Raw genomic sequence first — 13,570 nt, forward strand, 5'->3', positions numbered from 1 at the left:
ACTACCTCCTCTGCTGCCTGATTTTGGAATCAACCCGGATTGAGATGTGGTTACCCCTGCGTCCCATTTGCCCGGAAAACATGGGAATATCGCCACAGCGCAACTCAACGGGCGAATTGGGAGCTGCATTCAGCATAATCCGGGACCCCACTTCCAGGTTCAGGATATCGCGTAGAGACATGGTCTGCTCATCCAAAACAGCCTCCATCTCGACCTCGGTGAACCACATCTCTTCAGCCAAGTGGGTTTCCCAGATCGAGTCACGACCAAACTTTTCCCCCATGAACATCTGCAACAGGAGCTCACGGACAGGCTCCAAAGTCGCATAGGGCAATAGAAGCTCAACCCTGCCGCCGCGATCCTCCATATCGATTCGGAGCTTGGCCACAATCGCAGCATTGGAAGGTCGGGAAATGGTGGCAAAGCGGGGATTGGTTTCCAAGCGATCAAAACGGAACGTAACCGGTGACAGCGGATCAAAAGCTGCAGAAAGGTCGGCCAGAAGGACGTGAATCATCCGTTCGACCAAGTTGCGTTCAATGGTCGTATAGGGGCGCCCCTCAACACGCATAGCCGCCGTCCCGCGACGCCCGCCCAAAAGCACGTCAACGATAGAATAAATCAGGGCAGAATCAACCGTCATAAGGCCATAGTTATCCCACTCTTCGGCCTTAAAAACAGTCAGCATCGCCGGCAAGGGAATGGAGTTCAGGTAATCACCGAACCGAAGATTATAAATATTATCGAGTGAAACCTCGACGTTATCAGACGTAAAATTACGCAATGACGTTGACATCATGCGCACAAGTCGATCAAACACCACCTCCAGCATGGGCAGGCGTTCGTACGACACCAAGGCAGAATTCAGAATGGCCTGAATACCCGTCTTGTCGCTGCGCTCGTCGTCGGAATCATCGAAGCCCAAAAGGCTGTCGATTTCATCTTGGTTCAGAACACGTGTACTTTCACGCCCCGAAGAAGAGCTGGCTGTAAACTCAGGCTTTACTTCGGTCGCAACTCCGCCACCACCATCCCCGCCACCCAGCATGGCCTCCCATTCAGCGGCCATAGCATCGGCGTCATCCCCTTCTTCTCCACCACCACCGCCGCCGCCACCACCGCCGCCGGACATGGCTTCCCATTCCTTCATCAGGGCTTCTTCGTCTTCGGCGGTCCGGTCTGCATCCTGAGGCGCGGTCATCCTGCTTCCCTCACTTCACCCCACTCCCCCTCCACATGAACAGAGGGCTACTGAACCAGCATTTCTTTGAACAGAACATCGTTCACCTTGGCAGGCCGTACAGCAGAATTAACACGCAGCAAGAGTTCCTCTCGCAGGCGATAAATCCCGGCAGCACCCTGAAGATCCTCAATACGCAGCTCACGCAAATACACTTGGAAATTATCGACAATACGCGGCATGACACTTTCCACGACGGGAACATCCGCCTGCGACGATAACTCCAGACTGACCCGGACTTTCATAAAAGTCCGCTTGCGGCCCTGCCCGGCAATGTCCACCACCATCTCCGGCAGGTCATAGAAAGCCGGACCAGCAGGAACTCCGGGCGCACCACCAGCGCCAGGCGCACCGGCGGCGCCAGCAGACTGCGGCGCGGCACCTTCACCAGACGCAGCGGCTGCCTCAGCCTCCGGCGGTGGCTTGCGATCAAAAACACCTGCAAACCATGCACCGGCAACGCCACCAACAATCAACAGGATTGGCAGCAAGATCAGTAGCAACAGCTTCTTGCGTCCGCCACCGCCGCCGCCACCGCCGCCACCACCACCATCGCCGTCGCCGTCGTCGTCGTCATATTCTTCATCAAGATCTTCAGCCATCGTCCCCTCGGCATCAACCAATCCATGTGCGGGCGAGGTTCACCACGTACAAACATATATCCTTCTTGGACAAAGACTACGCAGGAACCCTTAACAAGGGGTTAGGGCTTTCCCGTGTCGACCCTGGCGGAATTTTCTGCCTTCCCACCATACACCTTTTTACCTGAGTCCCGGGCAAGACAGGATGCCATAAAAGCATAACACACTCATATATCAGCATTAAACAAGCTGGCACGATATGTGCTTTCCCTGATCGACACAAAAGCAATGCCGACGGGAGACTAGAAAGGCCATGCAAAATACGGGTTACATCGCCCTGTCTGCCCAAACAGCCCTATGGCGCCGTATGGAAACGGTCGCCAACAACTTGGCCAATATGAACACAACAAACTATCGGCGACAGGACACGTTGTTCACCGATTATATGGTGCGCACACCGAATACAGACTCGGTCTTCAGGGACCAAGTTCGATTCGTACAGGATTTTGGAACAGTCAATGACCTGAGTCAGGGGCCAATCCGGCACACAGGGAACACCCTAGATGTAGCCTTGGAGCGCCCAGATGTTTTCCTGTCTGTGGAGACACCTGCCGGCGAGAAGTACTCACGTGGGGGGTCACTGATCCTGAACGAACAGGGGCAACTGTCCAATCACGATGGCTACCCGATCATGACCGACAACAACACACCGATCTTCATTGCCCCAAATGAGTCCCAGATCTCCATCATGGCGAATGGAACAGTGGCAACAGAAAACGGGCCCGTTGGTCGGCTGAAAACAGTGACCTTTGAAAATCCCCAGCGCCTGAAACGCTATGGATCAACTTTGTGGGAAGCGCCCGAGGGAATGAACGCGGAACCAGCGCAGAAACCCGGTGTTGTCCAAGGTGCGCTAGAAGGCTCAAACGTCAATGGAATCATAGAGATCACACGGATGATCGACATCCAGAGGGCCTATGAACGTTCAAATATGATGATTGAAAGAGAAGACGAGCGCGTCCGTCGCACCATGGATACATGGGCACGGCGTAGCGCATAACCGGCTGGATATGTACTCCCGGCAACGGGAAAGAAAAGCATGGCCCCACACAGGGGAATGATGCGGAAGGAAAAAGAAGATGCGGTCGTTGGCTATTGGCGGAACGGGGATGCTGGCTCAACAGACAAACGTTGAGGTCATCTCCAACAACATCGCAAACATGAACACAACGGCTTATGCCAGAAGGCGTGCCGAGTTCGCCGATCTTCTGTACCAGGATGTGCGCAGGCCCGGTGACAACTCTTCCGATACAGGAACCATTGTTCCGGCCGGTATCCAGCTGGGGCTTGGCGTCAAAACCAATGCCGTATACCGGATTGCCGAACAGGGCAGCATGACATCGACCAACAATTCGTATGACATTGCCATTCAGGGCAAGGGGTACTTCCAGATCACATTGCCTGATGGCACCACGGCCTATACCCGTGATGGCGCATTCCAGCCAGACCCCAATGGTCAGCTGGTATCACACGATGGTTACACACTCCAGCCAGGGATCGTGATCCCCCAGAATGCGACCGGCGTCACGATCAATGCTTCGGGCGAGGTGATCGTCAAGATCGATGGACAGGTTGCCCCCCAGAACGTCGGCCAGATTCAGCTGGCAACCTTTGCAAACGATGCCGGCCTTGCCGCAATCGGGAAAAATCTTCTGGTTGAAACACAGGCATCCGGGGCTGCGACCGTCGGGAATCCGGGTGCACCCGGGTTTGGCGGCCTTCTACAGGGTTTTCTTGAAACCTCGAATGTCAACGTTGTGTCCGAAATCACCGAGCTGATCTCTGCCCAGCGCGCTTATGAAATGAACTCCAAAGTCATTACCGCATCCGATGAAATGATGCGGACGATCAGCCAGCTCCGCTAAGAACCATGACTGACTGGACCTTGAAACCATGACCACTACCCTGCGCATACTTGTCGTGTTTCTGGCGGCCGGCCTTGCCGGTGAAGCCGTGGCCCGGACGGGTTCAGGACCCATTCTGGTCAGCGTACCGGAAGCCTTGATGGCTGCGGCACAAAGAAACGGGACAGCCGCAGTTCCGGTATCCCTGAATCGCAACATCGTTGTCACCGGGCATTCCGTTCGTTTGGGGGACTTGTTCAGCCCCGTAACAGGAATCTTGGAAAGCGGGGATGTCGAAGTCATACATGCACCCGCAGCCGGAGAGCAGCTGGTTCTGGGCGCTGATCGCCTGACCGCTATTTCTGCAGCCTGGAACCTAGGATGGCTTCCTGCCAGCCCCATGGACCAAGCTACCATAACGCGTGACAGCACCACCATAGGGCAAGACGACATTATGAATGTCCTGCGTCAGGCACTGGAACAACGCGGTATCGCACCCGGAACAGACATCGAGCTAACCACCATGCCTGCCCCCGTCGATATACTTGCCGGTGATCTCGATAATATCCATGTCGTGGATATTGCCACAGACCGGTTCGGACGTTTCAGCGCCACTCTGACCCTGCCAGTTGGCGGTTCTGAACCCAAAAAACTTCGTTTGTCAGGACGACTGCACGAGACAGTCGAACTGCCGGTTCTGACCCGTCCGATGACCCGTCGTGAAATTATCCGTGCCAAGGACATCACTTGGAAGCGTGTTCGCCACAAGGAATTACGGGACTCCGCCCTTGTTGATTCAGACAGAATCATCGGCATGGAGTTACGCCGCTCCATGCGCCCGGGAGAGCCTGTCAGCGCAGGAGACGTAGAGCGCCCTGTCCTGGTAGCACGTGGCCAAATGGTCGTCATAGAGCTGCATACGGCAAACATGTCACTGACATCACGAGGGCAAGCCCTTGAGAACGGAAGCCTCGGAGACAACATCCGGGTCGAGAACCTTCAGGGCAAAAGAACTGTAGTCGGCACCGTGACGGGCCAACGCACGATCCGGGTATCCGGCCCCGTGCAATCGGCTGCACTTCGTTAGACCCGGCGGCGCAAGGAGACATGGTATGAAACCATTACACACAGCAGCCAAAGCCGGAATTCTTGCCAGCGCCCTGCTCACGGCCAGCGGATGCGACACGATACAGAGGCTGTCCGAAATTGGCGGGGGACCAAAAGTCTCCACGATTGAAAACCCGGTCAACAAGCGGGATTACCGGCCCGTATCCATGCCTATGCCCGCGGCAAACGTGGCTACATCCAGCCCCAACAGCCTGTGGCGCCCCGGTGCCCGCGCCTTTTTCAAGGACCAGAGAGCTGGGCAGGTTGGCGACATTCTGACCGTTGTCGTCAACATAAAGGGCGAAAAAGCATCCCTGAGCAATTCCACCAACCGTGATCGTGCACAGCCAACAGAAACATTTGGTTTTACCAACTTGATGGGACTGGAAAATTCTGTCAGCAAGATTCTCCCCAACACGGTCAATCCTGCAACAATGATCGGTGGGATCAACTCCAGAAGCACGCATGGCGGCAGCGGTAAGATCGAACGCCAGGAAACCATATCTGTCCAGCTTGCTGCCGTTGTGATCCAGGCTCTTCCCAACGGGAATCTTGTGATTGCGGGACGTCAGGAAATCAAGGTCAACGGCGAGCTCCGCGAGCTGGCAGTTACAGGCGTGATCAGGCCCGAGGATATTGGATCAGACAACAAGGTGTCATCGGAAAAAATGGCTGAGGCCCGGATTATCTATGGCGGACGCGGAACACTGTCTGATGTCCAGAAGCCACGATACGGGCAGGAAGTCCTTGATATTATTCTTCCTTTCTGATCCACCCGGACCAGAAAGAGAGTGGACCCGCAGGCCGGCAGCGGTAACACCAAAAAATCCAGCCGGCAAAGAAACAGGAGCATATCATGAGTGCACGTACGCTTAGTGAGACCTGCGAGGGAGAAGCTCTCGCCCTGTTCCTCGTCTCTGACGCCATCAGTCTGGCAGAGGAAAAAGGCGACCAAGCCCTTATGGACGCGGCCATAGAGAAGAATCTGGATATATGGCTGACTGTCAAAGCCCATTGCATAACCGGAAGTACGATTTTCCCTCAACACATCCGGAATAACCTGATGGCACTGGCAGACTATGTATCGCGTGAAACGGCCTTGATCATGCAGGGTAATGGCGGCAATCGCAGCCGATCTCTTGCTGCCATAAATCTCCAGATTGCCGAAGGCCTTCTGGAGTCGGTACGCAACAGCGAAGTATCCAATGACAATGCCCTAGAAAACAGCGAAAAAGAAATGCACGGCACGCTTGAAGACAGCGCCGTACACTAATGGAAAAGGAGCAACATCTAACGGTGAGAGACCGCTATTGATCGGGCCGGAACAATAAGGCTGCGTCAGTCCGTACGGTGTGTACGCTCCATCCTCTCGTGGCGCTCTTGCGCCTCAATAGAGAGGGTGGCGATGGGTCGTGCCTCTAGCCTACGAAGGCTTATAGGCTCGCCGGTTTCCTCACAGTACCCATAGGTACCGTGTTCCAACCGCTCCAACGCTGCATCAATCTTGGAAATCAGCTTGCGCGCACGGTCACGGGTACGTAGCTCCAAAGCCCTCTCCATTTCGGCCGAAGCGCGATCGGCAAGATCTGGTTCCTGTAACCCTCCTTCTTGGAGATGCTCAAGCGTCTCTTCAGACTCACGCAAAAGCTCGGAACGCCATTTCAACAGCTTCTGTCGGAAATACTCCCTCTGGAGCTCATTCATGAACGGCTCATCATCCGAAGGACGATAGTCCGGCGGCAAGATACTCACTGTTGTCATGACGTGACGGACCTCCCAAATCCGGTCGGGACTATAGGGTGCAGCGCAGAATAGCGCAAGAAAAGTTGCGCTACCTTAACAAGATTAAATACCAATAAGTAACGCAAAGGGGGTATTGACGCCGCCATTACGAAGACGATTCCCGAGTTCTGGCAGCATCCCCAGATCCAGGGCGTGTTGCGAGTTTTGCCAACTCTACCTCGGCCCTCAGCTCTATTTCATCGAGAATGGCAACCAAGTGGGGATCACCACCCGCATCCCGGCGGGCACGGACCATACGGGCCAGATCGGCCAGCATATCCCTCGGGATGGCACCAACCAAAAGGCCGTGGCGTACGTCCTCCAACTTGTCCAATAAATCCTCGGCACGCTGCATCAGGCGACGGTTAGCTTTCCCCCCACCTGCATCAGGGTCAACCGTCTGCACAGATAAAATACTGCTGATCGCCGCCAAAGATGCTGGTGCATCAGGCCCGGAAGAAACATCAACGGCTCCGGCTGTATCATCCAGATGACTGGCAAAGCTGCGCGACGGGCTTCTGGATTTCCCGGTACGTTTGGTTGAAGACGTGGAACCACGGCCAACACCTGAAACTTTCATTGATATCCAGCCCACCCGTTTATTGCACGAAAACAGACCCCGAACACAGGGCACCCCTCTTTCCGGAGAGATTCTAAGGTGTTGCTGACAGTGATAAAAGGGGAAATCAACACGTGGCGCTCGGCAATTATTGCCGGCCCAATCCGGGCGAAGAGGAAGAAGAGCATGACGTCGTACAATATTATGCATCCATAGCAAGAGACTGTTACACGGCATATACACACCGGCATCATGGCATAATTCTGGCATATGAGAGGAGCGCAGACGGATTGTTTTGTCCCCGAGAGACAGACATGACCCTGCCTTGGATTGGAGGACTGTTAGAAATGCCCTGTTTCCGCGCTTGTTGTGCGAAAAAGTTGCGTGCTGTCACCACGGCAATAACTGCCGCTCTGGCTTTTGTGGCTGCAACGAACACGGCATATACAGCACCATCCCGGATCAAGGATATTGCCGAATTTGAAGGCGTACGGGAAAATATGCTGATTGGGTATGGCTTGGTTGTTGGCCTGAAGGGAACGGGCGACAAAATAGAAGACATGCCCTTCACCCGAGAAAGCCTGATCGGGATGCTGGAGCGTCTGGGTGTCAACACGCGGGATGCATCGAGCCTGAAACCCAAGAATATTGCGGCTGTCATGGTTACGGCAAGTTTGCCGCCTTTCGGCCGTCAAGGATCCCGCATTGATGTTACCGTTTCAGCTCTAGGGGATGCCAAGAGCCTTCTGGGTGGTACCCTTCTGGTAACCCCGCTGGTCGGCGCCGATGGTGAGGTGTACTCCGTTGCCCAGGGACAGGTGCAGGTTGGCGGTTTCGAAGCCCAAGGACAAGGGGCCAGCATCAGCAAGGGGGTTCCCACATCTGGCCGTATACCCAACGGTGCTACGATTGAACGTGAGGTCCCCTTCACGCTGGCGGGGATGCAAACGGTTAATATCTCTTTGCGCAACCCAGATCTGACGACCGCACGGCGGGTGGCAGCAGCGGTCAACTCCTATCTGGGAAGTCAGCAAGCTGTCCCCGATGATCCGGGAACAGTCAAGGTAACCGTCCCACCGGGACGTAATGTGGTCTCTCTCCTGACGGATATCGAGCAACTGCGTGTGGAACCAGACCAGCTGGCACGGGTGGTCATTGACGAGCAAACTGGCATTATTGTGATCGGTGAGAATGTACGGGTTTCACGGGTGGCTGTCGCACAGGGAAGTCTGACAATCCGCGTGACCGAAACCCCCCAAGTCAGCCAGCCCAATCCTTTCTCCGCCGTTGGGCAAACCGTGGTTGTTCCACGCACAGATATACAGGTAGATGAAGGCGCTGATCGCAAGCTGGGCATCGTGGATGCTGGAGTCAGCCTGCAGGAAGTTGTCAATGGTCTCAATGCATTGGGCATTGGTCCACGGGACATGATCAGCATACTGCAGGCCATCAAGGCCGCCGGGGCCCTGCAAGCAGAGATCGAGGTGATGTGATGGTGCCTCTGGCTGATACATCGCTGGTTTACAGCAGCGCCCGTCATCAAAATGAACTGGCCGCCCTAAGCAACCACGCAGCGGGAAAAAACTTGGACAAGGTGCAGGCTGCCGCCGAAAGCTTCGAGTCCTTCTTTCTCTCGCAGGCCCTGCAGGCCATGTTCGCCGGCATCAAGACCAACGAAACATTTGGCGGGGGGATCGGGGAAGACAAATGGCGCAGCCTTCTGATTGATGAATACGGAAAATCCATTGCCAAGGCCGGCGGAATCGGTCTGGCCGACCACGTTGTAAAAGCCATGTTGCAGGCACAGGAGACAACCCCATGATGACCTTTGGTTCATCCAAACGCCCCGGTCGTCTGACACGAACGGCAACACAGGACGCCCCCCCCCGCGCAGGACGGCAGTCTGTTGCCGGCCTTGGTGCCCCAAGGCAAGCTAGGGCTGTTGCTGCCACCGGGAAACCACGCAATACGCCAAGAAACACGCATCAGGAAACAGCAGGCCGGGCAACTCGTGAATCCGGACAGGACAAAACATCCCCAATCACACCACCCGATCGTCCGGAAGATCTGTTGATGGTCGTGACCGAACTGACCCGCATCTTGGATCTGGAAAACGATGCCCTGCGCAAACATCATTACGGGGATGTCAAGGAGCACAGCGAGCGCAAGAAAGCCCTGACCCGGGCATACCTAGAGCAAATTGTTGTCCTGCGCCGGGAACCGGACATCGCCAAAGGCATGCCGCAGGCACAGGTCGAAAAGCTCAAGGTTGCCGGAGAACTTCTGGAGCAATCCTCACGCCTGAACGAAAGCTTGCTGCGAGCCGGCATTGTGGCAGGCAATACGTTTATGGGGGCCGTTGCCGATGCCGTTCGCGAAATCCAGGAGAAAGGTCAGGCCGCTTATGGTGAGAGTGGACGCTTGGATGGCAATCAGGTGGAAAACAAACGCCTTGCTATCGCCCTGAACAAAGAATTCTGAGACCCATTTATGGAAACAAGCCGTTATCGAACGGTAGCCAAAGGATAATCCCATGTCCCTGACACTTGGACTTTCTGCTGCTCTCAGCGGGCTACAGGCCTCCAAACAAGGCCTAGACCTAGTGTCAAACAATATTGCCAACCTGAACACGCCCGGCTTTTCCCGCAAGCTATTCAACCCGACAAGCCGGGTTCTGGCGGGCTATGGGGTTGGGGTAGAGGTTGCGGAAACAACACGCCGGGTTGACGAGAAGTTAAGAGCCAATTCTTGGCAAGCTGCGGGCTTGTATCAGCAGTACGCCGCTACACAAAAGTACTTTGACCGCCTGCAAGATCTTTTCGGCAAACCGGGTGACAACACAACGATTGCCCACACCATCAATAATCTCTCGACCCAATTCGAACAGGCTGCCATCAATACGGGACAAAGCGACCGTACTATCCGCAAAATGCAGGACATTGCCTATCAAATGAACACCCTGTCCAATTCCATACAGGATCTGCGGGCCGCTGCCGACCAAGATATTTATGGCAATCTTCAGACCATGAATGCGGCCGTCAAAGATATCGCGGTACTGAATGAACGGATCGTTCTAGCCAAGGCAACCAAGCGTGGCACCGCCGACCTGGAAGACAAGCGCGATACGCTGCTGGGTAAAATCAATGAAATCATGGATGTCCAGCACTTTGTCCGGGAAAACGGGGCGGTTGTCATGTACACGGCATCCGGCGTTACCTTGATTGACAGTGTTGCCAAGGAAATTGTCTTTAACCCGGCAACGCAGGTTTCACCCACTGACACATTCGCCTCGGGCCAGTTCTCAAAGATGTCCGTTGGGGTTCTGGATATCACCGGCGATATCCGTCAGGGAAAACTGAAATCCCTAATCGAGGTTCGTGACCGGGAACTGCCCGACCTGCAGGCCCAGCTGGACGAACTGGCGACAAAACTGCGGATCTCTGTGAATGAAGCCCACAACCGGGGAACCAGCTTCCCGGCCGTGGCTAATGCGATGATCGGATCACGCTCATTCATACCGGATGCGGCAACCACGAACTATAACCAGACAATCTCTCTGCAAAAAAGTGACGTGAACTTGACTGTTTTCAACACAGACGGGTCACAGAAGTCAACGACCACGCTGAATACAATCATGACCGATGGATCCTTTGCCGGTGGAGCTTATCCAACCAACGGCCCATGGACTATCGATCAGGTAGCCAGCCGGATGCAATCCTGGTTGCGACTTCCGGCTGGTCCCAACCTAGCTGATGCAACAGTCAAGGTCAACGCAGGTGGAACCTTTGAGGTCCAGCTGAATACCGCCCAAGCGTCACTGGGTTTCCGCGACCAAGTTGACTCCAGCCTTGGGGCTGAAGCCACAGATGCCACGATCTTGTTTGATGCCAATCATGACGGAAATGCGGATGAGACCGTCAAGGGTTTTGCCAACTTCTTTGGGCTGAATGACCTGTTCCACAAAGGCGTCAAGAACAGGACATGGGACAGTACGGTTATCTCAAAAGATTACTATACCGTTGGCAGTGCAACCCTCCAGTTTTCAACGGATACAGCCGGCATCAACTTTGCCACGGTTTCCGTTCTGCCGGGTGATAGCCTGAGAACACTTGCTGATCGTATCAATGGAACCCCGGCCCTTGCAGACCGCATTATTGCCAATGTCATCCCAGACGGCACCGGGGAACGACTGCGCCTGAGCAATCTGGATGGAGGAGAGCTGGTTGTAACCAGTGCCACAGGCCCCACAACAGCATTTGGCCCATTGCAACTGGCCCCATCTGATACCGGAAACGCGCGTAGCATTGTTGTTAATCCAAGCCTGACACTCAGCCCCAGTCGGCTGCACCGGGGCAAGGTCCAGTTTAATCCCATTACGGCGCAATACTATGTATCCGTCGGGGATAACAGCAACATCAACGAAGTGGCAAAGGTCTTCACAACACCCCGGAGCTATAATCTGTCTGGCGGACTGGCCACCGGAAGCCTGAAGCTGACCGACTATGGTGCCGCTATCGTCTCCAATGCTGCAGGCCGAGCCGCCACCGCCAAGGAATCCGTCACCTATCAACAAGGGCTGAGCGAAGCACTGGTTATGAAAGATGCCCAGGTCAGCCAAGTAAATCTGGACGAAGAGCTGTCGCAGTTGATGATTTTTGAACAATCGTACTCTGCTGCGGCCAAGGTCATTTCAACGACCAAGCAGATGCTCGACATCCTCAACGATATCATCCGGTAAGGACAACGGCCATGACACGTGTTCCAAGCTATGTCAGCAGTCAGGTTCTGTTGAATCGCATGGTAGACCTGCAGGGCATGCTCTATGATTCAACCCTGCAAGTGAACAGCAAGAAGAAGAGCCAGACCTACGCAGGGCTTTCCATCGAAAGCTTCCGCCTAGTCAACATGGAAACTATCCGTGATCGCGCCGAACGGTTCAAGGCAGGCAATGTTGTCGCTGAAGTACGGGCCAACCAGACCCAGAATTGCGCCAATGACATTGAACGCAACGCACAGAAAATCATTGCTGATATCCGCGAAGTCGCCAAGCTGCGTACAGATAAGCCTGCATCGGAATACATCGCGTCCCTGAACCAAATGCGTAAAAATGCCGTGGGATCGTTGGCACAGATCCGCGATACCCTGAACACAGATCTTGAGGGACGCTATCTCTTTTCGGGAGGACGGGAACAAACACCACCGGTCAAGATGCCTGTATCCAGCTTGGAGGCATTCGAAGCTGTTTATAACGGCAACACCGTGACCTTCCCTGAGACACGCGCAGCCAACCTGTTTGACATCGATTTCCGTGCTGTGGATGTTGCATTTAACAATCCCCCTGCCATTTCTGGAACAAGCTATGGCACTATCGCAGTGGATACGGGGGCCGGTGAGACCAAACGCTTCATCACCGGTTCAATATCGGCGGCAACAGCCGGAACCATGACGTTCGCAACCTCTGTCCCTGATCCCAGACCGGCACCTGCGCCCGCCGAAGGTTCCATCACTTCGCCCAATGCCAATGCCTTTAGTCGGCTGGAACGAGGGATGGCCCTTTTGATTGACAGCGGCACGGCAGCCAATGACGGCGTTTACACCATTACAGAAATCTCGGAAGACGGGCGTTACATGAAGGTAACACCTCCATTCCCCAGCGCCGCAACAGAAAGCATTGATCTCAATGTCGGGGTTCCGAACGGAGCAGCCATACGACTGGAAAACAGCACAGGAAACAACACAACCTTCACGGTACGCTATCCGTCGAACGCTGACATCACCGGTGCGGGTACCATGACACAGATTCTAGCCGGGGAAATGATTTACACAACGCCGGTGATTCCAACCACCGGCAATCAGGCCGATGTCAATATTGTCAGCACGGGCTATTATCAGGGCGACAATCTACGCAGCGAGCACAGGGTTGATGAAAACCGGATTATTACCATCGGTGTCAACGCACAGGATGCCGCATTCGAAAAACTGATCCGCGGGCTGGGCATTATCGGTCAGGGTTTTCCGGTAACGGGCGCGGGAGATATTGACCTCCCTGAGTTCTATCGGCGTCTGGAAACAGGGATCGCGTTGATCAATGACGCAATCCTGCACGATGAAGGCATGAATGAAAGCCGCAATGACCTGTCCGCACTCCAGCAAACGATCGGCTTCAACCGTGTCGAGCTGAAGGGCGCCGAAGACAGGGCACGGAATTTTATTGCCTTTCTGGAAACCGGCGTTGCCGATATTGAAGAAGTTGACATGGCAGAAGCCATCACCCGGCTTAATGAAACCCAAAGGGCACTGGAAGCATCATACCAAGTAACTGGACGCTTGGCGAAGTTGAGCCTGAAAGATTACATCTAAAAAATACAGTCTGAAGAATGAGAGGCTACATCCAGCC

14 protein-coding genes are annotated in these 13,570 nt (G+C 54.6%); 10 read left to right on the top strand and 4 right to left on the bottom strand.

The window, feature by feature from the left end; genetic code table 11:
- Nucleotide 1: 1 nt before the first annotated feature.
- Nucleotides 2-1,201 (bottom strand): flagellar motor switch protein FliM, encoded by a 1,200-nt coding sequence (gene fliM, locus AY555_RS00135; protein WP_066131790.1) that lies wholly within the window; start codon nucleotides 1,199-1,201, stop codon nucleotides 2-4.
- Between the two features lie 47 nt (nucleotides 1,202-1,248).
- A complete protein-coding gene (locus AY555_RS00140) occupies nucleotides 1,249-1,842 on the bottom strand; it encodes a flagellar basal body-associated FliL family protein (RefSeq protein ID WP_066131793.1) in 594 nt (197 codons plus the stop codon).
- Between the two features lie 292 nt (nucleotides 1,843-2,134).
- On the opposite strand from AY555_RS00140, the gene flgF reads away from it, so the two are divergent.
- The 5 genes from flgF (at nucleotide 2,135) to AY555_RS00165 (ending at nucleotide 6,105) form a co-directional block, all read left to right on the top strand.
- Nucleotides 2,135-2,881, top strand: coding sequence for a flagellar basal-body rod protein FlgF (flgF, locus tag AY555_RS00145; protein WP_066131796.1), 747 nt, complete (start codon nucleotides 2,135-2,137; stop codon nucleotides 2,879-2,881).
- Between the two features lie 79 nt (nucleotides 2,882-2,960).
- Nucleotides 2,961-3,746: a flagellar basal-body rod protein FlgG gene (flgG, locus tag AY555_RS00150; protein WP_066131799.1), complete on the top strand. Its 786-nt coding sequence runs from the start codon at nucleotides 2,961-2,963 to the stop codon at nucleotides 3,744-3,746.
- 28 nt (nucleotides 3,747-3,774) lie between these two features.
- Nucleotides 3,775-4,812: a flagellar basal body P-ring formation chaperone FlgA gene (flgA, locus tag AY555_RS00155; protein ID WP_066131803.1), complete on the top strand. Its 1,038-nt coding sequence runs from the start codon at nucleotides 3,775-3,777 to the stop codon at nucleotides 4,810-4,812.
- 25 nt (nucleotides 4,813-4,837) lie between these two features.
- Nucleotides 4,838-5,602 (top strand): flagellar basal body L-ring protein FlgH, encoded by a 765-nt coding sequence (flgH, locus tag AY555_RS00160; RefSeq protein ID WP_066131807.1) that lies wholly within the window; start codon nucleotides 4,838-4,840, stop codon nucleotides 5,600-5,602.
- An 86-nt stretch (nucleotides 5,603-5,688) separates the two neighbouring features.
- Nucleotides 5,689-6,105: a flagellar biosynthesis regulator FlaF gene (locus AY555_RS00165; RefSeq protein WP_066131811.1), complete on the top strand. Its 417-nt coding sequence runs from the start codon at nucleotides 5,689-5,691 to the stop codon at nucleotides 6,103-6,105.
- A gap of 65 nt (nucleotides 6,106-6,170) precedes the next feature.
- Here the strand turns inward: AY555_RS00165 and dksA are convergent, their stop codons facing one another.
- Both dksA and AY555_RS00175 read right to left on the bottom strand, forming a co-directional pair.
- Nucleotides 6,171-6,593 carry an RNA polymerase-binding protein DksA gene (gene dksA / locus AY555_RS00170; RefSeq protein ID WP_066131813.1) on the bottom strand — a complete coding sequence of 141 codons (423 nt, stop codon included), beginning with the start codon at nucleotides 6,591-6,593 and terminating at the stop codon, nucleotides 6,171-6,173.
- Between the two features lie 127 nt (nucleotides 6,594-6,720).
- Entirely contained in the window at nucleotides 6,721-7,194 is a 474-nt protein-coding gene (locus AY555_RS00175) for a flagellar assembly protein FliX (protein ID WP_082812015.1), read from the bottom strand.
- Nucleotides 7,195-7,520: 326 nt separating this feature from the next.
- Between AY555_RS00175 and AY555_RS00180 the strand changes: the two genes are divergently transcribed.
- The 5 genes from AY555_RS00180 to AY555_RS00200 are packed head-to-tail and all read left to right on the top strand — an operon-like array spanning nucleotide 7,521 to nucleotide 13,533.
- Entirely contained in the window at nucleotides 7,521-8,666 is a 1,146-nt protein-coding gene (locus AY555_RS00180) for a flagellar basal body P-ring protein FlgI (protein WP_082812017.1), read from the top strand.
- Entirely contained in the window at nucleotides 8,666-8,995 is a 330-nt protein-coding gene (locus AY555_RS00185) for a rod-binding protein (RefSeq protein ID WP_066131819.1), read from the top strand. The genes AY555_RS00180 and AY555_RS00185 overlap by 1 nt, the downstream gene beginning before the upstream one ends.
- Nucleotides 8,992-9,654 carry a hypothetical protein gene (locus AY555_RS00190; RefSeq protein WP_066131821.1) on the top strand — a complete coding sequence of 221 codons (663 nt, stop codon included), beginning with the start codon at nucleotides 8,992-8,994 and terminating at the stop codon, nucleotides 9,652-9,654. The genes AY555_RS00185 and AY555_RS00190 overlap by 4 nt, the downstream gene beginning before the upstream one ends.
- Before the next feature lie 52 nt (nucleotides 9,655-9,706).
- Nucleotides 9,707-11,911 carry a flagellar hook-associated protein FlgK gene (flgK, locus tag AY555_RS00195; RefSeq protein WP_066131824.1) on the top strand — a complete coding sequence of 735 codons (2,205 nt, stop codon included), beginning with the start codon at nucleotides 9,707-9,709 and terminating at the stop codon, nucleotides 11,909-11,911.
- Nucleotides 11,912-11,922: 11 nt separating this feature from the next.
- Nucleotides 11,923-13,533, top strand: coding sequence for a flagellin (locus tag AY555_RS00200; RefSeq protein ID WP_066131829.1), 1,611 nt, complete (start codon nucleotides 11,923-11,925; stop codon nucleotides 13,531-13,533).
- Nucleotides 13,534-13,570 lie beyond the last annotated feature (37 nt).

It is taken from the genome of Haematospirillum jordaniae (genome assembly GCF_001611975.1).
Taxonomy (GTDB): domain Bacteria; phylum Pseudomonadota; class Alphaproteobacteria; order Rhodospirillales; family Rhodospirillaceae; genus Haematospirillum; species Haematospirillum jordaniae.

Excerpts from the sequence above, each read along its gene's own strand:
- fliM (WP_066131790.1), bottom strand. The coding sequence starts at position 1,201 with ATGACCGCGCCTCAGGATGCAGACCGGACCGCCGAAGACGAAGAAGCC.
- AY555_RS00140 (WP_066131793.1), bottom strand. The coding sequence starts at position 1,842 with ATGGCTGAAGATCTTGATGAAGAATATGACGACGACGACGGCGACGGC.
- flgF (WP_066131796.1), top strand. The coding sequence starts at position 2,135 with ATGCAAAATACGGGTTACATCGCCCTGTCTGCCCAAACAGCCCTATGG.
- flgG (WP_066131799.1), top strand. The coding sequence starts at position 2,961 with ATGCGGTCGTTGGCTATTGGCGGAACGGGGATGCTGGCTCAACAGACA.
- flgA (WP_066131803.1), top strand. The coding sequence starts at position 3,775 with ATGACCACTACCCTGCGCATACTTGTCGTGTTTCTGGCGGCCGGCCTT.
- flgH (WP_066131807.1), top strand. The coding sequence starts at position 4,838 with ATGAAACCATTACACACAGCAGCCAAAGCCGGAATTCTTGCCAGCGCC.
- AY555_RS00165 (WP_066131811.1), top strand. The coding sequence starts at position 5,689 with ATGAGTGCACGTACGCTTAGTGAGACCTGCGAGGGAGAAGCTCTCGCC.
- dksA (WP_066131813.1), bottom strand. The coding sequence starts at position 6,593 with ATGACAACAGTGAGTATCTTGCCGCCGGACTATCGTCCTTCGGATGAT.
- AY555_RS00175 (WP_082812015.1), bottom strand. The coding sequence starts at position 7,194 with ATGAAAGTTTCAGGTGTTGGCCGTGGTTCCACGTCTTCAACCAAACGT.
- AY555_RS00180 (WP_082812017.1), top strand. The coding sequence starts at position 7,521 with ATGCCCTGTTTCCGCGCTTGTTGTGCGAAAAAGTTGCGTGCTGTCACC.
- AY555_RS00185 (WP_066131819.1), top strand. The coding sequence starts at position 8,666 with ATGGTGCCTCTGGCTGATACATCGCTGGTTTACAGCAGCGCCCGTCAT.
- AY555_RS00190 (WP_066131821.1), top strand. The coding sequence starts at position 8,992 with ATGATGACCTTTGGTTCATCCAAACGCCCCGGTCGTCTGACACGAACG.
- flgK (WP_066131824.1), top strand. The coding sequence starts at position 9,707 with ATGTCCCTGACACTTGGACTTTCTGCTGCTCTCAGCGGGCTACAGGCC.
- AY555_RS00200 (WP_066131829.1), top strand. The coding sequence starts at position 11,923 with ATGACACGTGTTCCAAGCTATGTCAGCAGTCAGGTTCTGTTGAATCGC.